18 protein-coding genes are annotated in these 23965 nt (G+C 74.6%); 11 read left to right on the top strand and 7 right to left on the bottom strand.

The genetic code is table 11. The annotated features are described in order from the left end of the window. Positions 1-237: 237 nt before the first annotated feature. The 3 genes from O145_RS09865 to O145_RS09855 all read left to right on the top strand — a co-directional run bounded on the left by O145_RS09865 (position 238) and on the right by O145_RS09855 (position 4184). Positions 238-846 carry a TetR/AcrR family transcriptional regulator gene (locus tag O145_RS09865; protein ID WP_052374955.1) on the top strand — a complete coding sequence of 203 codons (609 nt, stop codon included), beginning with the start codon at positions 238-240 and terminating at the stop codon, positions 844-846. A gap of 157 nt (positions 847-1003) precedes the next feature. Continuing rightward, entirely contained in the window at positions 1004-3358 is a 2355-nt protein-coding gene (locus tag O145_RS16550) for an ATP-binding cassette domain-containing protein (protein ID WP_052374954.1), read from the top strand. Positions 3359-3548: 190 nt separating this feature from the next. Beyond that, positions 3549-4184 carry an MptD family putative ECF transporter S component gene (locus O145_RS09855; RefSeq protein WP_084682524.1) on the top strand — a complete coding sequence of 212 codons (636 nt, stop codon included), beginning with the start codon at positions 3549-3551 and terminating at the stop codon, positions 4182-4184. Between the two features lie 294 nt (positions 4185-4478). Here O145_RS09855 and O145_RS09850 read toward each other — a convergent pair whose 3' ends face one another. The 5 genes from O145_RS09850 to O145_RS09830 are packed head-to-tail and all read right to left on the bottom strand — an operon-like array spanning position 4479 to position 12199. Then, on the bottom strand, positions 4479-5684 hold the full coding sequence (locus O145_RS09850) for a VWA domain-containing protein (protein WP_084682523.1): 1206 nt from the start codon (positions 5682-5684) through the stop codon (positions 4479-4481). Continuing rightward, entirely contained in the window at positions 5681-8242 is a 2562-nt protein-coding gene (locus tag O145_RS09845; RefSeq protein WP_052374952.1) for a DUF5682 family protein, read from the bottom strand. The genes O145_RS09850 and O145_RS09845 overlap by 4 nt, the downstream gene beginning before the upstream one ends. Next, positions 8239-9369 carry an ATP-binding protein gene (locus O145_RS09840; RefSeq protein WP_052374951.1) on the bottom strand — a complete coding sequence of 377 codons (1131 nt, stop codon included), beginning with the start codon at positions 9367-9369 and terminating at the stop codon, positions 8239-8241. Before O145_RS09840 ends, O145_RS09845 begins: the two co-directional genes overlap by 4 nt. After that, positions 9366-10865: a DUF5691 domain-containing protein gene (locus O145_RS09835; RefSeq protein ID WP_052374949.1), complete on the bottom strand. Its 1500-nt coding sequence runs from the start codon at positions 10863-10865 to the stop codon at positions 9366-9368. Before O145_RS09835 ends, O145_RS09840 begins: the two co-directional genes overlap by 4 nt. Next, positions 10862-12199: an SWIM zinc finger family protein gene (locus tag O145_RS09830; RefSeq protein WP_043562516.1), complete on the bottom strand. Its 1338-nt coding sequence runs from the start codon at positions 12197-12199 to the stop codon at positions 10862-10864. Before O145_RS09830 ends, O145_RS09835 begins: the two co-directional genes overlap by 4 nt. Before the next feature lie 211 nt (positions 12200-12410). Here O145_RS09830 and O145_RS18155 point away from each other — a divergent pair, with 211 nt between their 5' ends. From O145_RS18155 to O145_RS09805, 5 genes are all read left to right on the top strand, one after another. Next, positions 12411-12680, top strand: a complete 270-nt coding sequence (locus O145_RS18155) for a hypothetical protein (RefSeq protein ID WP_156966697.1) — start codon at positions 12411-12413, stop codon at positions 12678-12680. After that, positions 12673-13023, top strand: a complete 351-nt coding sequence (locus O145_RS09825; protein ID WP_043562515.1) for a VOC family protein — start codon at positions 12673-12675, stop codon at positions 13021-13023. The genes O145_RS18155 and O145_RS09825 overlap by 8 nt, the downstream gene beginning before the upstream one ends. A gap of 837 nt (positions 13024-13860) precedes the next feature. Then, on the top strand, positions 13861-14535 hold the full coding sequence (locus O145_RS09815) for a hypothetical protein (RefSeq protein ID WP_043562504.1): 675 nt from the start codon (positions 13861-13863) through the stop codon (positions 14533-14535). A gap of 108 nt (positions 14536-14643) precedes the next feature. After that, positions 14644-17463, top strand: coding sequence for an RNA degradosome polyphosphate kinase (locus O145_RS09810; RefSeq protein ID WP_043562503.1), 2820 nt, complete (start codon positions 14644-14646; stop codon positions 17461-17463). A gap of 43 nt (positions 17464-17506) precedes the next feature. Further along, complete coding sequence (locus O145_RS09805) at positions 17507-18526, top strand: NUDIX hydrolase (RefSeq protein WP_043562502.1); 1020 nt, start codon at positions 17507-17509, stop codon at positions 18524-18526. 112 nt (positions 18527-18638) lie between these two features. Here O145_RS09805 and O145_RS16545 read toward each other — a convergent pair whose 3' ends face one another. Together O145_RS16545 and O145_RS09795 are read right to left on the bottom strand one after the other, a co-directional pair. Beyond that, positions 18639-19727, bottom strand: coding sequence for a hypothetical protein (locus O145_RS16545; RefSeq protein ID WP_156966696.1), 1089 nt, complete (start codon positions 19725-19727; stop codon positions 18639-18641). Positions 19728-19897: 170 nt separating this feature from the next. After that, a complete protein-coding gene (locus tag O145_RS09795) occupies positions 19898-20836 on the bottom strand; it encodes a hypothetical protein (protein ID WP_043562501.1) in 939 nt (312 codons plus the stop codon). A 49-nt stretch (positions 20837-20885) separates the two neighbouring features. On the opposite strand from O145_RS09795, the gene O145_RS09790 reads away from it, so the two are divergent. The 3 genes from O145_RS09790 to ygfZ all read left to right on the top strand — a co-directional run bounded on the left by O145_RS09790 (position 20886) and on the right by ygfZ (position 23953). Continuing rightward, positions 20886-21557 (top strand): winged helix-turn-helix domain-containing protein, encoded by a 672-nt coding sequence (locus tag O145_RS09790; RefSeq protein WP_043562500.1) that lies wholly within the window; start codon positions 20886-20888, stop codon positions 21555-21557. Between the two features lie 345 nt (positions 21558-21902). Beyond that, complete coding sequence (locus O145_RS09785) at positions 21903-22661, top strand: heme-binding beta-barrel domain-containing protein (protein WP_043562499.1); 759 nt, start codon at positions 21903-21905, stop codon at positions 22659-22661. Then, positions 22661-23953, top strand: a complete 1293-nt coding sequence (gene ygfZ / locus O145_RS09780; protein ID WP_043562498.1) for a CAF17-like 4Fe-4S cluster assembly/insertion protein YgfZ — start codon at positions 22661-22663, stop codon at positions 23951-23953. Before O145_RS09785 ends, ygfZ begins: the two co-directional genes overlap by 1 nt. Positions 23954-23965: the final 12 nt, after the last annotated feature.

Below are 23965 nucleotides of genomic sequence, written 5' to 3'. Positions count from 1 at the left end.
TGACTGACCGTCGGTCACTAATATAGTATGTGCTTCGCGCCGCGGAGAACAGGAGCGGAGTCGCGGGGGTAGGCTGTCGGCCTGCGGTCCGGGACTCGCGCGAGCCCGGGGCGGGACGACCCGGAGCCGGACCCGGCTCGGACAGGACCTGAGCGGGGCCCGGCCGAGTCCGGGACGGGCCGAGCCGGTGTGCGCCCCCGGCACCGGGGGGCGGCGGCGATTCTTGGAGGTGGCTGCATGGCACGGACGAGGCCGAAGGCGGAGCGCCGCGCCAGCCTGCTGGACGCGGCGGAGCGGCTGCTCGTCGAGAGGGGGATCAACCAGCTCACGGTCGAGGAGGTCACGACCGCCGCCGGGGTGTCCAAGGGGACGTTCTACCTGTACTTCTCAACCAAGGACGACGTGATCGCCTCGCTGCGCGAGCGCTATGCGACCCGCGTCCTTCAGCGCCAGGAGGTCGTCGTCAACCGGCTTGCCCCCGCCGACTGGGCGGGTCGCGTGGAGACCTGGCTCATCGCCGGGGTGCAGGACTACCTGGCGGACCCTGGGCTGCACGACGCGCTGTTCCACCACGCCCGCCACGCCGGGGCGCAGTCGTCCATCTACGCGGACGGGCAGTCCGGCGACCCCCTCTCGGGACCGGTCGCCACGCTGTCCGCGCTCCTGGAGGAGGGGGCCCGCGCGGGGGCGCTCGCGATCGCCGACCCGCTGGCCACCGCGGTCCTGCTGTTCGGTGCGGCCCACCACGCCGCCGACTACCTGCACCATGCGAACGACGAGGCCATGACCGACCGGGTGCTCATGGAGCTGCGGCACTGGTGCCGCATGGTCGTCCGCGCCGGCTGAGCGGGCGGACGGACGATGGCGGCGGGTCCCGCCGCGAGCTCCTCCGTGCCCGCTCCGTGCTCGCCCGTGCGAAGGAGCCTCCCCTCGCAGCTTCCGCTGAGGCTCGCCTGTGCTATATGATGACTGCCGGTCAGTCAGTAAGAGGAGGCGAAAGCAGTTGGGCGCGGTCACCATCGATGTCACGGCATTCCGCTACTCGGAGGCGGAGCGCCCCGCCCTGCGCGACGCCCACCTGACTATCGAGCCCGGCCAGTTCGTCCTTGTCACCGGTCCGAGCGGCTCCGGCAAGACCACACTGGCCAATCTGTGCAACGGCCTGATCCCGCACGTGCGGGGCGGCCTGCTCGAGGGCGGCGTCGTCGTCGACGGCCGAGACACACGCCAGACGTCCATCGGGGACCTGGGCCTGCGCGTCGGGACCGTGTTCCAGGACCCGCGCACCCAGTTCTTCACGCTCAACACCGCCGAGGAGGTCGCCTTCGGCTGCCGCAACCACGGGCTCGACCGCCCGCGCATCGTCGAGCGCGTGACGCAGGCCTTCGTCGAGCTGGGCATCCCGGCGCTCGCCGACAGGGGCGTCCTGGGCCTGTCCAGCGGCGAGAAGCAGAAGGTCGCCCTGGCCGCCTGCTACGCCCTGGGGCCGGACGTGTTCCTGCTCGACGAGCCCTCCGCGAACCTCGACCCCGCCTCGACCGCGCACCTGACACGGATACTCGCCGGCCTCAAGCGGCGGGGCGCGACCGTCATCGTCCTGGAGCACCGCCTGCACTACCTGACCGGGCTGGCCGACCGCGTCGTCTACCTCGCCGAGGGCCGCATCCGCAGGGACTGCGCCGCCGCCGAGTTCCTGGCCCTGAGCGCCCCGGAGCTGACCGCGCTGGGGCTGCGCCGCCTCGACCTCGCCGACCCGCCCGCCCGGCCCGGTCCGCCGCCGTCGAGCCCCTCCGCGGGCCCCGCCCCCGGCGGGGGCCTCCGCCCCGACCCCGCCGGCGTCTCCTTCGCCTGCGAGGACATCGTCTTCCGCCACCCGCGGCGGCGCGGCGACCGGCCGGCCGGGGAGGCGGGCGGGGCGGCGGGCCTGAGCGGGGTCACGCTGAGCGCCCGGGCCGGCGAGGTCATCGGCGTCGTCGGCCCCAACGGCGCCGGCAAGACGACCCTGGCGCGCGTGTGCGCCGGGCTGGAGAGGGAGCGGGCCGGGCGGATCCTGCTCGGCGGCGCCCCGGCGTCGGCGCGGGACCGGCTGGGGCGGGTGCACCTGGTCGTGCAGGACTCCGGCTACCAGCTCTTCTCCGACTCCGTGCTCGGCGAGCTGCACCCGGGACGACGGGGCGCCGGCGCGCAGGAGACCGACCGCCGCATCCTGGCCTCCCTGGGCCTGTGGGAGCTGCGCGACGCCCACCCGGCGGCGCTCTCGCGCGGGCAGCAGCAGCGCCTGACCATCGCCGCGGCACTCGCCGCCGACGCCGACGTGCTCTTCCTCGACGAGCCCTCCAGCGGGCTGGACCACCGGGCCATGACCGCCGTCGCGCGGGCGATTACCGGCCTGGCGCGTGGCGGGAGGATCGTCTTCGTCATCTCCCACGACCACGAGCTGCTCGCCGCCTGCTGCACCCGCCTGATCGCGATCGAGCAGGGGCGCGTGGCCCTGGACGCGCCCGCGGACGGGGTGTCCCTGGCGGCCGTGCTTCCGCGCTTCGACGACGGCGCCCCGCCGGTCGGCGGTCGGGGCGCGGGCGGCTCCGGCCCTGGCTCGCCGCGCGCCCCGGGGGACGCGTCCGTCCCGGCCGTGTCGCAGCGAGTCGCCCGGGCGCTGACGAGCACCGTGCGGATCGACCCGCGCATCCGGCTGCTCATCGCGACGGCCGTGACCGCGGGGTCATTCCTGGTCTCCGCGCCGGTGCCCGCCGGAGCGGTCGTCGCCCTCGCCGCGGCGCTGCTGGTCGTGGTCGGGCGGTGGCGCGCCGCCCTGGCCACGACGGCGGTCGCCGCTGCCGCTGCCGCCGGCGCCGCGGCCGTCCCCCGGATGGAGAGCAGCATGCTCATGCTCACGCTGGCGATGATCGTCTACCTGGTCCAGAAGCTCGTGGTCATGACCATGATGGGCCTGTTCCTGGCCGCCGACATGAGCGTCTCCCTGGCCGTGTCCGCCCTGGAGAGGCTGCGCGCCCCGGCCGCGGTGAGCGTCCCCTTCTCCGTGGCGCTCCGGTTCGCGCCCACCATCGGCCAGGACTGGCGGGCGCTGACCGACAGCCTGCGCGTGCGCGGGCTCGCTCCGGGGCCGTGCGCCTTGGCCGCCCACCCGCTGCGCACCCTGGAGCAGCTCGTCGTCCCCATCCTCATGCGCGCGCTGCGCAGCTCCGACGAGCTGGCCTGCGCGGGCCTGGTCCGCGGGCTCGACGCCCCCGGGCCGCGGACCGTCCTGCACGACCTGCGCATCGGGGCCGCGGACCTTGCGCTGGCCGGGCTCGCGATCGGCGTCACCGCGGCCGTCGTCGTCGTCCAGCGCCTATGAGCGTCCGAGCCCCGCGGCGCCGGGCTCGCCCCGCGGCCGCCGCCGTCCATGCGATCGGCCGGCCCTGCGGCCGCCGGCCTTCTCGCGCGGCCGCCCGCCGCCTTCCGACGGCGCCGGGGCCCGGCGGCCGCGCCGGCTCGCCCGGCACCCCCCGACCCCGCCCCGATCGCTCATTCGAAAGGACCACCGCATGGCCTCCCCCGACCAGCCCATGGCCTCCGCGCCCGCAGCCTCCCGGCCCCGTCAACGGCTCGGCGTCCGAGACCTCGTCACCATTGGCATGCTCTCCGCCATCGCGCTCGTCATCAGCACCGTCGTCGGCATGATCTGCGCGACGACGATCATCGGGGCATTCCTCTACATCGCTGTCGCCGCGTTCTTCGTGGCCATCGTGTTCCTGCTCGGCGCCGTCCGCATCCGCAAGCCCGGCACCATTTTCCTCATGGGGACGATCGTGAGCCTGCTCGGGATGATGAGCGGCAATGTTGTCGGCGTCGCCGGCTGCGTCGCGGGATGGCTCGTCGCGGATGCCATCGCCGGTCGTTACGCCAGTCGGGGGCGGATTATCGCCGCCTATGTCGTCGGGAGCGCGCTTCAGTTCGTCGGCTTCATGCTGCCGATCTTCCTGTCCGCCGGAGACTACCTGGCCGCGCGCAAGGACCTGTTCCACCTCAGCGACGAGGCCATTCAGGAGTACCTCGGCTACGTCAGCTGGCCCGTGTTCGCCGGTGCCACCGCACTCGTGGCCGTCCTCAGCCTCGCCGGGGCCCTGGTGGCGGCCAGGATTATCAGGAGGCACTTCGTGAAGGCAGGCCTGGTCCGGTAGCCAGGCGCCTGCGCGGGAGCATCGCCCCGCAGCCCGCCGGGGCGCCGTCGTCCCGGTGGCCTTCGCGAGGGCCGCCGGGACCGCAGGCCGCCATGGGGCCGGCCCCGCACCTGATGAGGAGGACCTCCATGACGCCCCGGGCTGACCACATCCACCACCTCCCGCTGATCCATGACCGCCGCAGGGATATCGCTTACTACGCTCCTTCGTGCCTTACTACGCTCCTCTTAGCCGTACAGAAAGGAACAAAGGAGCGTAGCAAGCGATGGCGCGCTCGCGTTGACGCCGCCGGGCTCACTGCGCCGCCTGCTGCTCGGCCCAGCGGCCGAGGCCCTCGCCCTGGATCGCGGCGGCGATCAGGTCGGGGAAGGCGTCCGGGGTGCAGCCGAAGGCGGGCACGCCCATGGCCCCCAGCGAGGCGGCGACCCCGTGGTTGTAGGAGGGAAGGCCGTCGTCGGACAGCGTGAGCAGCACGATCACCCGGACGCCGTCGCCCTGGATCCGGGCCACGTGCTCCAGCATGCGCTCGGGGCTGTAGTCGTAGAGGTCGCTGATGAGGATGAGGACTGCCGCCGACGGCCGGGTGATGGTCCGCCGGCAGTACTCCAGCGCGGGCGAGGTGTCCGTGCCGCCGCCCAGCTGGGTCCCGAAGATGACGTCGACCGGGTCCGCCAGCGCCGCTGTCAGGTCGACGACGTCGGTGGAGTAGGCCACCAGCGAGGTGCGCAGCGACCTCAGCGAGGCCATGACCCCCGCCATGATCGAGGCGTAGACCACGGAGGTCGCCATGGAGCCGGACTGGTCCAGGCAGATGGTGAACTCCCGCTGGACGCCCAGGTGCCTGCGGCCGTAGCCGACGAGCCGCTCGGGCACCACCGTGCGGTGCTCGGGCAGGTAGTTCTTCAGGTTCGCGGCGATGGTGCGGTTCCAGTCGATGTCGCCCGGGCGGGGCCGGGAGGTGCGCGCGGCCCGATTGAGGGCTCCGGTCACGGACTGGCGCAGGCGGTCGGCGATCCGCTTCTCCACGTCCTTGACGACCCGGCTCACCACGGCGCGCGCGGTGGCCCGGGACCTCTCCGGGATGATCTTGGACAGCGAGGCCAGGGTCGCCACGAGGTGGACGTCCGGCTCCAGGGTCTCCATCACCTCCGGCTCGGTCAGCAGGGAGCGGATGCCCAGGCGCTCGATCGCGTCGGTCTGCATCACCCGCACGACCCGGCTGGGGAAGTAGGTGCGGATGTCCCCGAGCCAGCGGGTGACCGACGGCGCGGAGCCGCCCAGGCCGCCCCGGCCCTTCTCGGCGCCGTCGTCCCCGACGTCGTAGACCGCGGCGAGCGCGCGGTCCATCGCCCGCAGCGGCTCGCTCAGCTCGCCGAGCCCCTCGTCCACCCCGAGCATGAGCCGCCAGCGCTGCTCGGCGCCGACCGGCCCGCCGGCCGGCGCCGAGCCCCCGGGGCCGGCCGGCCCGGACGCCCCGGCAGCGCTCGTCCTGCGGCTCATCGCCCGCCTCCCAGGATCGTTCCCACCGTCGCCAGGACGGGGGCGGCGAAGGCGAGCAGCTCGTCCTCGCCGCTCTCGCCGTCCTCGCCTCCGCCACCGCTGCCGGCCCCGGCCCGCCGCGGGCCTCCAGACGCGATCCGGCGCGCCAGCTCGCGCCTGGAGGCCCGCGACCAGGACCCCATGGCCCGCCGCAGCGCCGGCAGTACGTCGATGAAGGCCCGGTCGTCGATGCCGCCGACCCATTCGTCCAGCAGGCCCAGGATGCGCCGGTCCTCCACGACCAGCAGGGCGCTGCCGGACAGGAACCCCTCGATCCAGGCGGCCTGCTCCTCGGGGTCGGCGCCCCGGGACAGGGCGCGGCTCATGCGCTCGGCGGCCTCGGCGGCGGTCAGCCCCGCGGAGTCGAGCAGGAGGCGGACGATCCGCCCGGCCAGCAGCCCGGGCAGGGCGACGACCCGCAGGGTAGCCAGCAGGCACTCGCGCCACCGTCGGGCCTCCTCCTCGCCGAGCAGGGCGACGACGTCCTGCACCCCGTCCACCGCGGTGCGCAGTGAGGCGGCCGGCTCCGGTCCCACTCCGCTCGCGGCGGCGGGCAGGCCCGCGCAGGCCCGCGCCAGGACCGCTCGCGTGACCTGCGCCAGGCTCCGGGTGTCGGTGGCGCGCACGTCACCGTAGCGCTGGGCGCGCGCCAGGGAGGGGATCGAGGCCAGCAGGTGGACGACGTCGGGGTCCCCGGCCGCCCGTTCGTCCAGGGCGCGCAGCAGCTCGGGCAGCACCTCGCCCAGGTCGGCGGCCAGAGCCTCCTCGATCGCGCCGGTCACCTCCGGCAGGGTGGCGGTGCGCGCCAGCAGGGCGTTGCCCGCCGCGGAGGCCACGGTCGTGCCCCAGGCGGCGGCCTCGACGACGTCGACCGCCAGCTCGGGGCGCCACTGGAGGTCCCAGGCCTCCTTGAAGGTGCCGGTGCCCGACACCCGCCGCGGCGACCCCCACCCGATGCCCAGGACGGCCAGGCGCCGCAGCAGGTGGGAGCGGGCCAGGTCGTTGGGCTTGCGCAGGTCCAGCACCAGGGAGCGCGCCGAGGCGGAGAAGGCCAGGCGCAGCCGGCGGGCCGTGGCGCGCATGTCGGCGTCCAGGGGGACCATGGGCACGCCGTCGGGCACCCTCCCCAGCGCCTGGCCGACGACGACCTCGCGGGTGACCAGCTCGGCGCGCAGCCCGCTGCCCTCGCACAGGACCGACCAGGTGGCCTCGCCGACCTCGTCCAGGCCCGGCATGGGGCGGCCCCGCAGAGCCGCGAGCGCCTCGGCCAGGCGGGCGGCCTCGATGACGTGGGCGCTGGAGGCGGGCAGGTCGTGCTCCCGCAGCGAGCGGGCCACCAGGGTCAGCCAGCGCACGATCGGCTCGTCGGGGGCCGTGAACAGGTGGTGGTACCAGCCCGGCGAGCCCACGCCCGCGCGGTAGCCGGTGGCGGCGGCGAGGCGCTCGTGCGTCCAGGGCACCCAGGTCAGCCGTGCCCTGACCTTCGGCAGGCCGGACAGCAGCGCGTTGTCGGACTTGACGGTGGGCGGGCGGCCTTTCAGCGCCGGGGCGTGCCAGGCCCCGCAGACGACGGCGACGCGCTCGTGCCCGCGCCTGCGCGCCGCGCGCAGGACCCTGCGCATGTGGGCCTCGCGGCGCAGGGTCCACGGGTCGGTCTCCGGGGCGGCCTCGCGCAGCATGCCGATGGCGTCGGCGAGCGGGTCGAAGGGATCGGCGTCCATCCGCAGCTCGACGGCGTCCTCCCACCAGGCCTCGGGGTCCTCGTAGCCGGCCAGGCGGGCGAGCTCGGCAACGGGGTCCACGCGCGGGGGCGCGGCCGTCGCCTCGTCGCGGTCCTCGGCCGGCCCGGCGTCGGCGGGTGCGGGCTCGGCCGGTTCGGCGGGTGCGGGCTCGGCCGGTTCGTCGGGTGCGGCGTCCTCCGGCGCGGGGGCCGGCTCGCCCGCACGGGGGCTTGCGCCGCTGCCGGGGGCTGCGCCGCTACCGAGGCCCGTGCCGTCACCGGCGCCGGGCCCGGACTCGTCGCGGTCCTCGGCCTCCCGGGCCAGGACGTGGCGGGCCGGCAGGTCCATGAAGTGGGCCTCGACGTCGTTCTCCGCGGCCCAGCGCAGCGCCTGCCACTCCGGGGAGAAGACGCCCAGCGGCCAGAAGGAGGCCACGGAGGGCTCGTCCGTCTTCCACGCGAGCAGCGCCACCGGGGGCTCCATGACGGCCTCGGCGCCGGCCGGGACCTCGTCGTCCCGGCGGCTCCGGGCGTCGTCCGGGCCCGCCTCACGGGCGCCGACCCAGGCGAGCAGGTCGTCGGCGTCGGCGGGACCCTCGACGAGCACGCAGTCCGGCCGGTAGGCCTCCAGGGCGGCCACCAGGGCGCGCGCCGATCCCGGGCCGTGGTGGCGCACGCCGAGCACCCGCACCGGCGGCGCCTGGGCCGGGCAGGACGGGGCGGCGGCCCCCGCCCCCGCGGGGGCCGCCGCCTTCTGCGCGGTCGTCTTCCCCTGGGCGACCGCCCCCGCCTTGGTCACCGGCTCACCTCGCGGCAGGCGCGGTAGAAGTCCTTCCAGCCCTCCCGGTCGCGCACGACGGTCTCCAGGTACTCCGACCAGACGACGGCGTCGCCCACCGGGTCGGAGACGACCGCGCCCAGGATCCCGGAGGCGACGTCGCCGGGCCGTAGGACGCCGTCGCCGAAGTGGGCGCTCATGGCCAGGCCGTTGGTGACCACCGAGATGGCCTCGGCGGTGGACAGCGTGCCCGAGGGGGACTTGACGGTGGTGCGCCCGTCCTCGGTCACGCCCCGGCGCAGCTCGCGGAAGACGGTGACCACGCGCCGGATCTCGTCCAGGGCCCCCTCGGCCGGCGGCAGGCGGAGGGCGGAGCCCAGGTCGGCCACCCGGCGCGAGACGATGGTGACCTCCTCCTCGGCGGAGTCGGGCAGGGGCAGCACGACGGTGTTGAAGCGGCGGCGCAGCGCGGAGGACAGGTCGTTGACGCCGCGGTCGCGGTCGTTGGCGGTGGCGATGAGGTTGAAGCCGCCGCGGGCCTGGACCTCCGCGCCCAGCTCGGGGACCGGCAGCGTCTTCTCGCTGAGCACGGTGATGAGGGCGTCCTGGACGTCGGAGGGCATGCGGGTGAGCTCCTCGACGCGGGCGATGCGCCCCGAGCGCATGGCCTCCATGACCGGGGAGGCCACGAGCGCCTCGGGGGAGGGCCCATCGGCCAGCAGCCGGGCGTAGTTCCAGCCGTAGCGCACGGCCTCCTCCGCGGTGCCGGCGGTGCCCTGCACCAGGAGGGTGGAGGTGCCGCAGATGGCCGCCGCCAGGTGCTCGCTCACCCAGGACTTGGCGGTCCCGGGCACGCCCAGGAGCAGCAGGGCGCGGTCGGTGGCCAGGGTGGCCACGGCGATCTCCATGAGGCGGCGGCTGCCCACGTACTTGGGGGTGATGACGGTGCCGTCGTCCAGGGCGCCGCCCATGAGGTAGGTGACCACGGCCCAGGGGGACAGCCGCCAACCCGCGGGCCGGGGGCGCTCGTCGAGCGCCGCCAGGGCGGCCAGCTCGGCGGCGTAGCGCTGCTCGGCGTGCGGGCGCAGGAGCTCGGTGGACTCTCCGGAGGAGCCGTCTGCGTCCGTTACGGTGCTGGTGGTGGTCACGGTGTCTCCTGGTTGGTCATCCCGAGCAGCTCGCGGCGCAGCTCGAGTGCGGTCATGATGGTGCGCATGTCGCTGGTCTGGAGCGCCTCCGCCGGCGCGGCCTCGAGGATCGTCAGGGCGTCCTGGACCGTCTCGGGCGCGCACCGGCCCGGCAGCAGGCCGCCGAGCGTGGTCAGCAGGGACCTCTCGGACGCCCCGTGCGAGGGGGCGGCCGCCTCGACGATGCAGCGGGCGATGAGGCCGGAGTGCCTCGGCGAGAGCGTGAGCGGCCACGCCTCGCAGGTGGCGGCGGCCCGAAGACAGTGCCCTGCGGCCACGAGGCGGTCGATGAACGCGTCGCGGTCCGGCGTGTCGAGCAGGGCGACCAGCCGCGTCGCGGTCTCCGACGGCACTCGGTCCACCAGGGCGTTCGCGAGCCGCCCGTCCTGCCACTGCAGGGCCGCGCGCGTCAGTGCCTCGGACAGGTCGGTCCGCTGCCCCTCGCAGCGTACCTCCGCCTCCAGCAGCTCGACTGCGGACAGGCCCACGAGGTGGTGCCACCGGCCGGTGGGCACCCGGGCGACCATCTCCAGGGCCCGCGTGAGCGCGGCGGAGGCGCGGTGAGCCTTGGCGGGGTACTGGTCGCGGGCGAGCTCGTCGGTCAGCTCCACGGGGACCAGCTCGATTCGCGGGGCACGCAGGAACCGCCTGGTGACGACGACGTGCGTCCTGGCGAGGGTCTCGGTGCGTCCGATGAAGGCGGAGGACGGCAGGCGGCGCAGCAGGCTGGCAGCCGCGCGGCGCACGCTCTCGGCGCGGTCGTCCAGGCGGGCCTCCAGGAGCTCCTCGTCCTGCGGCCCCAGGCCCGTGGCCAGGGCGTCGAGGATCTGGGCACGCTCGGCCGCCCTGGCCTCCAGCCAGGCGCCGTCAGCCAGGAGTGCGCGGCCCGCGGCGGGGTCGTGGGTGCGCACCCGGGCCAGGTGGGCGGCCCGCTCCTGGCCGGTGCCGGACTCCCAGCGGGCGGGGTCGGGTGGCGCGGCCGCGCTCTCGACCTCGTCGATGAGGCCGGCCCAGCGCTCGTCCATGGCGAAGACGGCGCGCGCCCGCGCGTCCATGAGGTCCACGACCAGCGCCCGGTCCCCGTGCGAGAACCTGCTCGCCACCCGCTCCAGGATGACCGGCGGCAGGCGCAGGCCCCGGCGTCGGACCAGGCGGAGGGTGCGGGTGACGAGCTCGTCCTGCCCGCTCAGCGCCAGCATGCGCTCCAGCAGGTCGGACAGGTCGTCGGGGATGACCGGGGCCGACGAGGCGGCGGGCAGGTCCAGGGCGGTCACCGGCGCGGAGGGGATCGTGCTGCGTCGCGCGATGGCGTAGGCCGCGGCCGCCTCCAGCACGAGCTCGGGCCCGGTGGCGGCGTGCAGCGCCCCCGCCACCGGTTCCGGCAGGCCGGCCGGGGCCAGGGGGTGGTTGCGCGCGCCCAGGGCGGCGGAGCGCACGACGTCGTTCAGGCCGCTCATAGCGGCACCACCGTTCCCTCGGTCACCAGGGTCAGGGGCTGCAGCCCCGCCGGCGACAGCACCCCCGCCACCACGGCGTCGTCACAGGCGGCGCTCAGTGCGAGCCGCCGGTGCCGGTCGGGCCCGCCCGTCAGCGGCAGCATGGCGGTGTCGTCGGCCAGTGCGAGGCGCCCGCCGTCGTCGGTGGCGAGCCGCCCGACGACGATGGCCGGGCGCGCGTCCGCCCACGGGTCGGCGGCCAGGGCGTCGCGCCACGCCTCGCGGGCCCCGGCGATCGACAGCGGGACGGGGGACCAGCCGGTGACCGCCCCGGTCGAGGGGTACTCCTGCTGCGACAGGGCGCGCAGGGAGGTCCCCGGGTAGAAGTGCAGGCCAGCCTCGACCTGGGTGCCGGCGGTGTAGGTCCGCGGCAGGTCCTCGCGCTCGCGCGCGTAGGCGACGATCCGCGCCCAGCGGCCCGTCCGCCTGCCGTACAGCCAGGAGTGGCGGGCCACGACCCGGCCCTCGCCGCGGTCCTGCGAGCCCGCCACCACCCAGTGGTCGGCGACCTCCGGCTCGGCGCGCACGGTCTCGGAGCGCACGCTCAGGCCCAGCTGCTGGTGCACGGCCGCCACCAGGTCCGCGGGCAGGTGCTCGCGGACCTGCCAGGCGCGCACGAGCAGGTGGACGGTGCCCAGCTCGGCGGTGAGGGAACGCGCCCAGTCGGGGGCCGTGTCGCCGGCGTCGGCCAGCTCGGTCAGGCGGAGGGCCAGCGCGGGCGCCTGGGCGTCGACCATGCGGGCCGCGAGCCGGCGCAGGGCCGCGGGCAGGCCCTCGCTGGTGGTGGCGATGCCCTGCTCGACCTGGTCCGTCAGCCAGCGGTCGAGCTCGTCCAGGCCGTCGGTGACGCGCTGCTCGCGGCGGGTGGAGGCCTGCGAGCCTGCGCGCCGGCCGGCCGGCGAGGCGTCGTCGGCGTCCGCGGCGGCCCCGGTGGCCCTGGCTGCCGCCTTGGCGGCGCGCGCCTCGCGCCGCTGCGCCCACTGCCGGACGAAGTCGGCGGGCTCCGCCTCGCCGGCCCTGCCGTCGCTCCACAGGTGCATGAGGCCGACGACGTGCTTGCAGGGGATCTTCCGGGACGGGCAGGAGCAGCGGAAGGCGGGGCCCGACAGGTCCACGCACACCTGGTAGGACTTCTTGCCCGACCCCTGGCACCGCCCCCACAGCAGGTCCCCGCGGTGGCCGACACCGGTCCATGAACCTCGTGTGGACAGCGTCAGTCCTGCGGCGGCGACCTGGCCGTCAGGGGCGATGGAGGCGACCCGTGCGGGGCTCCAGGCCTCGGTCGTCGTTGTCATGACCATAGTCCCCCGCAGGGGAGATCGGTCGGATGGGCGTGTGCCGTGCTCATGGGCCGGAGCTCCTCGAGGACGTCATGGATTGTGAAAGATCGTGCGGCGCCCGGGGCGGGGCTCAGGGCGTTGAGCCGAGACATCGGCATGCCGAGCCGTCGGGACCGTGCAGCGCAGAATTACGATTTGGCAACGGATCGTAGTCCTCATAACAGTCGTGTCTCGGAAGCGCGCCGGAGTGGCGCCGCCCGCTCGTCGAGACTTCCTCGGCCTCGGATATGATGCGGCGGGCTCCGAGGGGGCCATTGCGGGCCTCGGTCTGAAGCCCTGGAGACGCACAGCAGAGGAGGACCATGTCGATGCCACTGGGCTGCGCGACCTGCCGGACGTCGGCCCCGAGCCGGAGGGCGCGGTCCGCGGAGCCCCCGAGCGGGAGCTCGACGGCGCCATTCGTGAAGGGCGCGGGCGGGTGGCGGCAGATGGTTGAGCCCCTGCGCCTGGACAATGTCATCCTTCAGGTTCCCGACGTCGGGGCCGCGGTCCAGTGGTACCGGTGCACGGCCGGGCTGACCCCCGTGCTCGTCACGCCCGAGGTCGCGGTCCTGCACCCCGCCGACGGCGGTGCCGGCGTGGTCCTGCGGCACGGTGACGGCGCCGGCCGCTCGACCGTCTGGTTCGAGGTCGCCGATGCGGCCGCGGCCGGTCGTGAGCTCGGCGTCGAGCCCTTTGAGATCGGCACCGGGCTGTGCGCGCAGGTCCGGGACCCGTGGGGCAACACCGTGGGTTTCGCCGACTACAGCACCGCGGGCCGGGGCGGAGCGCCGGGGTAGCCTCGACGTCATGCCGTGTGCCACCTGCTCCGACCCGCGCCGGCGGGGCTCTGCCCCGGCGGTCCTGCGCGATGAGCGGGAGCGGCGCGCATGAGCGCCGGATCGTTGGCGCCCTGTGGCTCGCGGAGAACCTGGCGACCCTCCTGGGCCTGGTGCTACCCCGACCAGCGCGACAGGCGGCACCTCGTCCACGTCGGCAAGCCCGGCTCCTGAGCGCTGCTGGTGACGCTCAACTCCGTGCTCGTCGCCGCCGTCAAGGCCGGGAGGGCGCTCTCTACGGCGACGGCGCCCCGCGAGTGACCCGCGCTCGTGCCGTCGAGACCGGTTGAGCTCAGGCCCGAGACTCCGCGTCGAAACCGGTTCTGGTCGCGCTGCCCGTCGCCCGATGACGACCTGGAGACGGTCATGATGGTCCTGGTCTGCGGGTGCGGCTGGGCGGCCGCGCTGGCGGTATTGCACATGGGAGGGCGGGGCCTTTTATAGGGCCAACGCTATTTTGCCGCGAGATTCTGCGACTCCTGGAGATTTGTCAAGATCGATTGACGTTCTCCCATGTGCGCCCAGGGGGTGCCGCGCACATAGGAGAGATGGTTCGCGCTCGCCGAAACCTGGTTTCCGCATGATTCCGCGGCTCGGGTTCGCTCGCGCCGCCAACGAATGTGCAACAGGGCTCCGCGCGGTTCGCCCTGTGCGCCGAGGCCGGCTTTCTCGCCCGCGCGGCGGCGCCGCCGTTGTGCCGTCGCCGTGGGTCCCGTGAGAAAATACCTCTCTCAACGGGGCGAGGCGCGCGGACGTCCGCGGGCGGGCGCCCCACCCCGGCACGTGTGAGGAGGCCAGATGACCCGTCAGTTCCACCGCCCCGCCCGCCTCGACCCGGAGGCCGCCGAGAGCATCGAGGGCGCCATCGACACCGCCGCCGCCTCGGAGCTCGCCCACCAGGCCGCCCAGGCCCTCTTCGGCGGCTCCCCGACCGACGACGGGCCCGGCACCGGCGACCCGGGGGAGCGGATCACCCGCCCCGGCGTCGTGGCGGCGGTCACCGCCCACGGCGTTGACGCCGTCGCCGAGCTGTGGGCCGACTCCCCGGCCGTCACCCTGCCGGGCGCGCTGTGGCGCCTGTTCCTCGTGCGCGAGTGGATCCGCCGCGACCCGGCGCCGATCGCCCGGCGCTACGCCACCGTCATCGACCTCAGCGCCGCCGACGACAGCGCCCTGTCCCGCTTCGAGGCCGCCCGTGCCGAGGCGAGGCCGGCCCCCTCTCCCGACGACCTGCGCGCCGTGCTGGACCGGGTTCTCGCCGGGGGCCTGGCCGACACGGCCGCCCTGGCGCCCGTCCTGCTGGTCGTCGCCGGCTTCCTGCGAGCGCTCGCGGCCGGCTCGAACCCGGTGTGGATCGCCGACGACGCCGACGAGCTCGCCGACCGCGTCACCCGCCGGGACTCCGCGCTCCTGGCCACCGCCGACGAGCTGACCGAGGCCGCGCGCCGGGCGGAGTCCGGCCGCCTCGACTGACTCGGGACGTCTTCCCGGCGCGTCCTGGCCGGCGCCTTCGGCCGGCCAGCGCAATATTCGTCCGCCGACGGCCTCCTCTCGGCGCCCCGGACGTGGGAACATGCCCTTATGACGACGCCTGACTCCTCCGAGACCCCCCAACCGAGCCGCGCGCGGCTGTCCGCCTTCCTCGGAGGCTGGGCCCGCTTCCAGTCCAAGGGCGGTGACTCGCCCGACGACGCCGAGTCGCCGGCCGGCGCGCCGGATGCCGCCGGCGGGGCCGACGAGTCCGCAGAGGCCGCAGAGGCCGCAGAGGTTGGCGGGCCCGCGGAGATCGGCGAGGCCGCCGACGCCGATGCCGGATGCGGCGGGGACGACGGCGCCGGTGCCGGAGAGCCCGCCGACGCCGAGGCGGGCCGGGCCGCCGACGCCGGTGTGGGCGGGACGCCTGAGGAGGACGGCCCCGCTCCTGGGGGCCCCGCCGCCGCACCCGGGGCCGCCGACGCGGATGAGGACGTCGTCGTCGATCCGGCCGAAGAGCTCGCCGAGCTCGACGACACCACCGAGCTCGTGGACCACATTATCGAGGCCGCCGACCCGCGCGACTTCGCCGACGACGCCGGCCCCCAGTACGAGGACGAGGACTTCGACGAGGACATCGAGGAGGACGGCGAGAGGGGCGGCCGTGCGCCCACGACCGGGCGCGCCGACGCCGTCGTCGCCCAGGAGGACGCGGAGCCCGCGCCGGCAGTCCCGCCGTCAGCCGATGAGACCGGCGCCGCACAGGCGGGGCGGAGCGAGCCCCCCGCCCCGCCCCGCCCCGACCCCGAGGACGAGCTGCCCCCGCTGGAGTCCTTCTCGGACCGCTACACCGACCGCGAGCTGACCTGGATGGACTTCAACGAGCGCGTCCTGGAGCAGGCCGAGGACCACGACCTGCCGCTGCTGGAGCGGGCCTGGTTCGTGGCGATCTTCTCCTCCAACCTGGACGAGTTCTACATGGTGCGCGTGGCCGGGCTCATGCGGCGCATCAAGGCGGGCATCACGCCGGTGCGCGCCTCCGGCCTGGACGCCAACCAGGTCCTGGCCCAGGTGACCCGCCGCGCCAAGGAGCTCACCGCCCGCCAGGCCGCCCTGTTCCAGGAGGACATCCGCCCCGCCCTGGCCGCGCACAACGTCGACATCCTGGGTTGGGACGACCTCGACCCCAACCAGCAGGAGCGGCTCACCCGCTACTTCCGCCACCACATCTACCCGGTGCTCACGCCCCTGGCCGTGGACCCCTCCCACCCCTTCCCCTACATCTCGGGCCTGTCCCTGAACCTCGCCGTCATCCTGCGCAACCCGCGGTCCGGCAAGGAGCACTTTGCCCGCGTCAAGGTCCCCGACTCACTGCCGCGCCTGGTCACCGTCCCCGGCCGCGAGCTGGGCGCCACCGACAAGGCCGCCGGCTCCGCCGTCATCCCCCTGGAGGTGGTCATCGGCCGGCACCTGGACCACCTCTTCCCGGGTATGGACATCCTGGAGCACCACCTCTTCCGGGTCACCCGCAACGAGGACCTCGAGGTCGAGGAGGACGACGCTGAGAACCTCCTGAAGGCCATGGAGAAGGAGCTGGAGCGCCGCCGCTTCGGGGACTGCGTGCGCCTGGAGGTGGAGGACACCATCTCGCCCTTCGCCCGCCGCTACCTGGTGCGCGCCCTGGACCTGAGCCCCGACGACGTCTTCGAGCTCCCGGCGCCCCTGGACCTGACCTGCCTCAACCAGCTCCACGACCTGGACATCCCCGGCCTGAAGTACCCGCGCTTCGTGCCGGTCACCGCCGCGGGCCTGGCCTCCCACGAGTCCTCCACCGCCCCCGACGTCTTCGCCGCCATGCGCGACCACGACGTCCTGCTGCACCACCCCTACGACTCCTTCTCCACCTCCGTGCAGGAGTTCGTCTCCCAGGCGGCCGCAGACCCCAAGGTGCTGGCCATCAAGCAGACCCTCTACCGCACGTCCGGCGACTCCCCGATCGTGGACGCCCTCATCGAGGCGGCCGAGGAGGGCAAGCAGGTGGTGGCGATCGTGGAGATCAAGGCCCGCTTCGACGAGGAGAACAACATCTCCTGGGCCCGCAAGCTCGAGCGCGCCGGGGTGCACGTCGTCTACGGCATGGTGGGGCTCAAGACCCACTGCAAGCTGCTGCTGGTGGTGCGCCAGGAGGGCGACAGCCTGCGCCGCTACTGCCACGTGGGCACCGGCAACTACCACCCCAAGACCGCCCGCGGGTACGAGGACCTGGGGCTGCTGACCTGCGACCGCGACGTCGCCCAGGACATGACCACCTTGTTCAACATGCTGTCCGGCTACGCCCCGCGCGCCCGCTTCCGGCGCCTGCTGGTGGCGCCGCGCACCGTGCGCGACGGCCTGATCGAGCGCATGGAGCGGGAGATCGCGAACAAGCGCGCCGGGCGCCCGGCCTGGATCCGCATCAAGGTCAACTCCATTATCGACGAGGCCTGCATCGACGCCCTGTACCGCGCCAGCCGCGCCGGGGTGCCGGTCGACATCGTCGTGCGGGGCATCTGCGGCATCCGCGCGGGCGTGCCGGGGCTCAGCGACAACATCCGGGTGCGCTCCATCCTGGGGCGCTACCTGGAGCACTCGCGCGTCTACGCCTTCTGCAACGACGGCGACACCGACCTGTTCATCGGGTCGGCCGACCTCATGCACCGCAACCTGGACCGGCGCGTGGAGGAGCTCGTGCGCATCACCGACCCGGCGATGGTCGAGCAGCTGGAGTGGCTGGTGACCCACGCCGCCTCCGACGCCGTCTCCTCCTGGTGGCTCGAGCCCGACGGCGCCTGGGTCCGTCACTCCCACGGGCCCGACGGCGAGAAACTTGAGGACATCCAGACTACTCTCATGGCGCGGGCGCGCTCGCGAGTCAAGGGCCGCCACTGACAGACCGCTGATACTTCACTGAGACACTGCCGAGGAGGCAGGTATGTCATCTTCATCGCGTGCCAAGCACGTGGTGCGTGCCGCGGGTGCGCTCGTGTGGCGGGAGCGCCGCGGCCGCCTCGAGGTGCTCCTGGTGCACCGGCCCCGGTACGACGACTGGTCCTTCCCCAAGGGGAAGGTGGAGCCGAGAGAGTCGGTGCGCACCTGCGCGGTGCGGGAGGTCGCCGAGGAGACCGGTGCGTGCATCGCCCTGGGCCAGCCGATGGGGACCATCCGCTACAAGCTCTCCGACGGGCGGCGCAAGCACGTCTACTACTGGGCCGCGCGTGGGCTCGCCGACGACGAGCCGGGCGCGCGCGCCCGTGCCGCGGTGACCCCGGCGTCGGCCGACGAGGTCGACAGCGTGGTGTGGACGCGCGCCAAGAACGCCCGCGGGATCCTGACGCACGCGGTGGACCGCGACCTGCTGGGCAGCCTCGTGGACCTGTGGGAGGACGGCAAGCTCGACACCTGGACCTTCGTCCTGGTGCGGCACGCCCGCGCGGTCAAGCGCTCGGTGTGGAACCGTCCCAAGGTGCGCGACAAGGAGACCGACGAGGCCACTCGCCCGCTCACCGATGACCAGGGCGAGGTGCGCGCCCGCGCGCTCGTGCCGGTGCTGGCGGCCTACGGGGTGGGGAGGGTCGTCTCCAGCCCGTGGCGGCGCTGCATGGACACGGTCGGGCCCTACGCGCAGGCCGCCGGGATCGACATTGTCGCGGAGCCCGCCCTCACCGAGCTCGCGCACGCCGGCTCCCGCAAGGCCGCGCGCAAGGTCGTCTCCGACGTGCTGCGCCACCGGGACGTGCCGGTCGCCCTGTGCACCCACCGCCCGGTGCTGCCCTCCGTCATGGAGGTCGTCTCCCGCTATGCGCCGGGCAAGCTGCTGCGCTCGGTGCCCGACCGCGACCCGTGGCTCAAGACGGGGGAGATCATGGTGGTGCACCTGGCGCGGCGCCCGCGCGGCAAGATCCGGGCCGTGGCCATCGAGAAGCAGCGCCCGGTCCTGTCCGAGGGCCGCTGAGCCGGCCGGCCCGCCGCCCACCCCTTCGCCGAGATCGGTCGTACTCCGGCTCGAGATCGGTCCAGTTCCGCGCCGAGATCGGTCCGGCCGGCGGAGCGCGGCCGTCGTTGGCTTACTGCTGCGTGCCCCGCCGTCGGCTCTCAGACGGCGTGCGCAGCGCCGCCACCGGCTTCTCCTCGCACAGGGTCGGTGGCAGGATCTGGCGCAGCCTGGCGAGGAAGGCCTCGCCGTCGGCGATCTCCGCCGGCGTCGAGCGTTCCACGTGAATCCCCGCGTCCTCCATCGCGGACTGGCGCCAGTGCTGCGCCGCGAGCACGGCCTCGACGTCCTCCAGGTACTTGATCAGGCCGTCGATCTCCAGGACCAGCCGCACGATCCACCAGCCCAGGTCGGCGTAGAAGGTGCCGACCGCGGTGCGCACGGGCATCTGGGGATCCGGCGGCGCGATCCCGCCGATGAGGCACAGACGCCGTGCCTCGGTCTCCCACACCGACTGGCTCCACGGTGTCGCGACCATGATGACGGCGCGAGCCCGCCGCACGCCCCGCTCGCGGGGGCGGGCGTCGAGCCGTGCGAGCAGCTCCTGGCGGAAACGGGCGGCCCGGGCGTTGATCTCCTCGCGGCGGTCCCAGGGGCGCTCGCCGGCTCCGGCCGCAATGGCGAAGAGCGAGTCGACGACGGCGAGGGCGCGGTCGGGCGGCAGGAATCGGGCGCAGTCCTCGGCGGTGCGCTCCAGCGAGGTGACGCGCAGGCCGTCGAGGTCGACGACGTCGGAGCCGGCGAGGTCGTAGCGGTGCCGGATGAACGGTCGGCTGCTGAGCGCCCTCCGGTGATCGCGTGGCCCGAGCTCGCGCGAGGTCGGTCGGTTGGGCGGGCGCTTGCGGGAGCCGCGCTTGAGGCCCGCGGCGTTCCAGTCCACGATGAGGTGGACCGTGGCGGGCTCGTAGAGCGTGCGCCCCTTATGGAGGAGTGCGGCGGTCTCGAGTGCGACGACGCCGTCGAGCCTCTCGTTGCGGACCGCACGCAGGAGGATCTCACGGGTGGCGCGGCGGCTGGTGAAGTCGGGGGCGTCTGGGGCGGCTGGTATGTAGGTGCTGCGGCGCACCCGGCGGAGTTCGCCGATGGCGAGATAGTTCTCGATCTCGCGCGGGGTGCGCTGGTTCTGAGGGGGTTGCGGTGCGGGGCTCGTCGTTGAACTCATACAACGACGGTGCCCGATGATGGGGGGATCGCGCCAGGGCTCGGCCTGCCTGTGGATAACTTCGGCTCTCTGCTCGACGCGGGCGATGCGCAGGTCTGCTCCGCAAACTGAACCGATCTCGGCGCGGAAGTGAACCGATCTCGAGCCGGAACTCGACCGATCTCGGCGGGTCAGCCTGCGATGAAGCTGCCCATGAGGCGCGCGATCACGTAGACCGGCGCGCCCAGCGCCAGGATCGGCACGATCGCGCTCGCCACCGCGGCGCGCCCGCCCGGCACCCACCGGTGGGTCCACAGCACCCGGTTCGCGGTCGCCATGAGCACGCCCGCCACGAAGCCGACGATCACGCACGCGGCCGCCGACTGGAGCTCCTGCCGGAGGCCGATGTGACCCGGCCCGAAGAAGCCCACCGCCGCCAGGATGCCTCCGGCCACTCCGGCCACGAGAGCCGGGACCGTCAGCGTCAGCGCCTCCAGAATGGTGGCCCGCACCTCGAGCACCGTCAGCAGGGCGCCCGCGAACAGCGCCAGCGCGCAGGGGACGATGACCGCCGGATCGGCCAGGCCCGGAGCCAGAGCGCACCAGGCGGCGCCCGAGACCACCATGAGGTTTCCCGCGACGGTGGCGGACAGGTCCTCCACGAGGTCCTTGCGGCCGTCTTGACGAGCCATCTGGGCGAGGAAGGCCGCCAGCACGCTGAGCGCCATGACCACGCCCGCGGCCCCGTAGTCTCCGCGCACGGCGACGGCGACGGCCGCCGTCAGCCCGGTGAGGGCGACGACGGCGGTGGCGCCCTGATCGTGCTGGGAGCGCACGAGGGCGGGCCAGCCCTGCGCGGTGAGCGGCACGAGCAGGGAGATGACGATGAGCCGCACCCATGTCGGCAGCGCCGCCGAGGCGGCCAGCAGGATGGGCACGACGCCGGCCATGGCCAGGCGCGTCCAGGCCGGGTCCACCAGCCCGGGCTCGATCGGGCGGTGCGCGCCGCGACGGGTGCCGTACGCGCCGTGAGTCGCGGTCGCACCGGGCGACGGCGCGGCGACCGGAGAGACCGGAGAGGCGTCCTGGGTGTTCACGGAGGCATCGTCCCATACCTGAAACATGTGCATGTGGTTCACTGAGGTCCGGAATCTCACCGCAGCGGAAGGAGTCCGGAGTATGCGCGTCATCATGTTCACCCATGAGGGTGATGTCGCCACCGTGCTCCCATCGGCCTCCTTCCTCGACTCCCACGTCGAGTGCCGCCCTCCCACGCCCGCCTTCTACAGCGCGATCGACGACGCCGACGTCGTCATGGTCGATGCCCGCGGGGACCTCATGCGGGCGCGGGCCCTGTGCCAGCTGCTGTCCGGCCCGATGGACTGCCCGCCGATCATCCTGGTGATGGAGGAGGGCGGCGCCGCTGTCGTCCAGCCCGACTGGGGAGCCTCCGACTTCGTCATGGCCGGTGCGACTCCGGCCGAGCTCTCCGCGCGCCTGCGGCTGCTGCGCACGCGGGCGCTCGCTCCCGAGCCCGTGGGCGACGACCAGATCGAGGTCGGCGACCTCGTAATCGATGTGACCGCCTACACGGCGCGCATTCGCGGCACGATCCTCGACCTGACCTACAAGGAGTTCGAGCTGCTGAAGTACCTCGCTCTCAACCGGGGGCGGGTGCTGACCCGCGAGGTGCTCCTGGACGAGGTGTGGGGCGAGGACTACATCGGCGGCTCGCGCACGGTCGACGTCCACATCCGCCGCCTGCGCGCCAAGCTCGGCACCGAGCACGACCACCTCATCGGCACGGTCCGCAACGTGGGCTACCGCCTGGACGCCCCCGACGACGAGTAGGGGCGCGGGCCGGGCGGGTTGCGCGCTCAGCGGACGCCGCGGCCGGCAGCCGCCGCCCCCGTCCTGCGGCTGCGGCTCGCGCGCCCGGGGCGGCGCGCGGCGGGCATCCGATTTCCGGCGGGCCGTGAGGCGCCTGTACCCTTGGGGGCGACGTCGGGCCGCGACGGGCCCCGGGCTCCACCTGAAGCCGCCGCGAGCGGCATACGCGCCGACTGGCGCTCTCCGGCCCGACGTCCTCTTCCATCTGATCTCTTGCGGGTCTCCGCGCGCGATTGGCGCGCCCGCGCCGCCTTCGACCGGTCTCGACGCGGAAGTGAACCGATCTCGGCGTTGTAGCCTGCGGGCATGGCATTCACGCTCCCCGACGACCTCGCGCCCGAGACCTACCCGCTGGCCTGGCTGGTCGGCACCTGGCGCGGCTACGGCATCCTCACCTACGGCGAGACGGTGCCCGAGCAGGCTGTGGTCCAGGAGATGACCTTCGACCACGACGGCGGCCCCTACCTGCGCCAGGTCACCACCATCTGGACCGTGGACGCCACCCGCTCCGCCGACCTCGACTTCGAGACGCCCGGCCTGGAGGGCGCCTCGCGCCTGACCCCGGCTCAGGTCTGGTCCACCGAGACCGCCTACTGGCGGCCGGCCGGCCAGGAGGCGCCCGGTCAGGGGGCCCCGGACTCCGACGGCGAGGAGAGCACCGGCAGCGGCAGCAGCGCCGATAATGCCGGTGCCGCTGGCGCCGCTGGCGGGGGCGCGCCCCCACGCGCCCCCGTCACCCGGCTCGAGCTTGTCTCCGCCGACCCCGCCGGGCACGTCGCCGTGTGGGAGGGCTGGATCCAGGGCCCCCGCGCCCGGGTCGGCACCCAGGCCGTGGGCCGCGCCCGCACCGCCGCGCCACTGACCGAGATGACCCGCATGTTCGGGCTCGTCGGCGGCGACCTCATGTGGACCCAGGACATGGCGGCCTTCGGCGTCGAGGAGCCGACCACCTACGCCTCGGGGCGGCTCGGCCGCGTTGAGGACCCCAGCGAGCCGGCGGACGCCCCTGGCGCCGCGCTGCGCGCCGAGACCGGCGGGGCCGACAGAACCGCCGGGACCGCCTGATGCGCCCCTCCCCGCTCCTGGACCGCGCCGGCGCCGTGCCCAACGCCGTCGGCGACCCCGACGAGCCCGTACCCGCCCACTACGGCGACCCCCCGCGCGAGCAGCGCCTGCTGGAGGCCGGCGCCGCGGCGGTCGCACTGGCCCGCGACGCCGTCGCCGTGACCGGTCCGGACCGCCTGTCCTGGCTCACGACCCTGTCCAGCCAGGTGCTCACGGACCTGACGCCCGGCGACGGCGGCGTCGAGGCGCTCGTCCTGGACGCCCGCGGGCGCATCGCCCACGCCCTGGCGGCCCTGGACGACGCCGAGACGCTGTGGCTTCTCACCGAGGCGGGCCGCGGCCCCGCGCTGGCCGAGCACCTGGAGCGCATGCGCTTCATGCTGCGCGTCGAGGTGGCGGTGCGCGACGACGTCGCCGCCCTGGCGGCCATGGGCGAGGGCGTGGCGCGCCTGGAGGAGGCGGCGCGCGCGGTCCCCCGGGGCGGGACGGGCGAGGCTGCGCTTGACGCGGAGACCCCGGCGGCCCCGGACGAGGCGGTCCCGAGCCCGACGGCGGCGGCCCCGGCCACCGCCTGCCTGGGCGTGTGGCGCGACCCGTGGCCCGGCGTCGCCCGGGGCGGCACCAGCTACGACGTCGGGCTCACCCGCCCCCACCCCGGTGCGGCACGGCGGGCCGGCCTCGTGCTCGTGCCCGCGGGCGAGGCGGGCGCCGTCGTCGATGCCTTCCTGGCGGCCGCACCCGGGCGAGGCCTGGCCGGGTCGCTGGCCTGGGAGGCGCTGCGGGTCGAGGCGGGACGGCCCCGGTGGGCGCGGGAGGTCGATGAGCGCGCCATCCCGCACGAACTCGACTGGCTGCGCACCGCCGTCCACCTGGCCAAGGGCTGCTACCCGGGGCAGGAGACGGTCGCCCGCACCCTGAACCTGGGGCGGCCGCCGCGGCGCCTGACCGTTCTCCAGCTCGACGGGCTCGCCGGCCGGCTGCCAGCGCCCGGCGCCGTCGTGCGAATGGGGGAGAGGGCCGTGGGGGCCGTGACCTCGGTGGCCCGCCACCACGAGCTCGGGCCGATGGCCCTGGCCCTGCTGCGCCGGGGCGTGCCCGTCGATGCCGTGCTCACCGTGGACGCCGAGGGTCCGGCGGGCGCCGAGGGGGAGGCCGAGCCCGGGCCGCGCCGCGCGGCTGAGCCCGTGCGCGTGGCCGCTGCCCAGGAGCCGCTCGTCTCGCCCGAGGGCAAGGCGCAGGCGAGCCCGGCTGAGCGCCCGGGCGCGGGGCTGCGCAGGGGCCTGCTGCGCTGACTTCTCAGGGTT

Source organism: Actinomyces israelii DSM 43320 (assembly GCF_000711965.1).
GTDB lineage: Bacteria > Actinomycetota > Actinomycetes > Actinomycetales > Actinomycetaceae > Actinomyces > Actinomyces israelii.
Note: the sequence above shows the minus strand (reverse complement) of the source record. Positions and strands in the feature narration are given on the sequence as shown.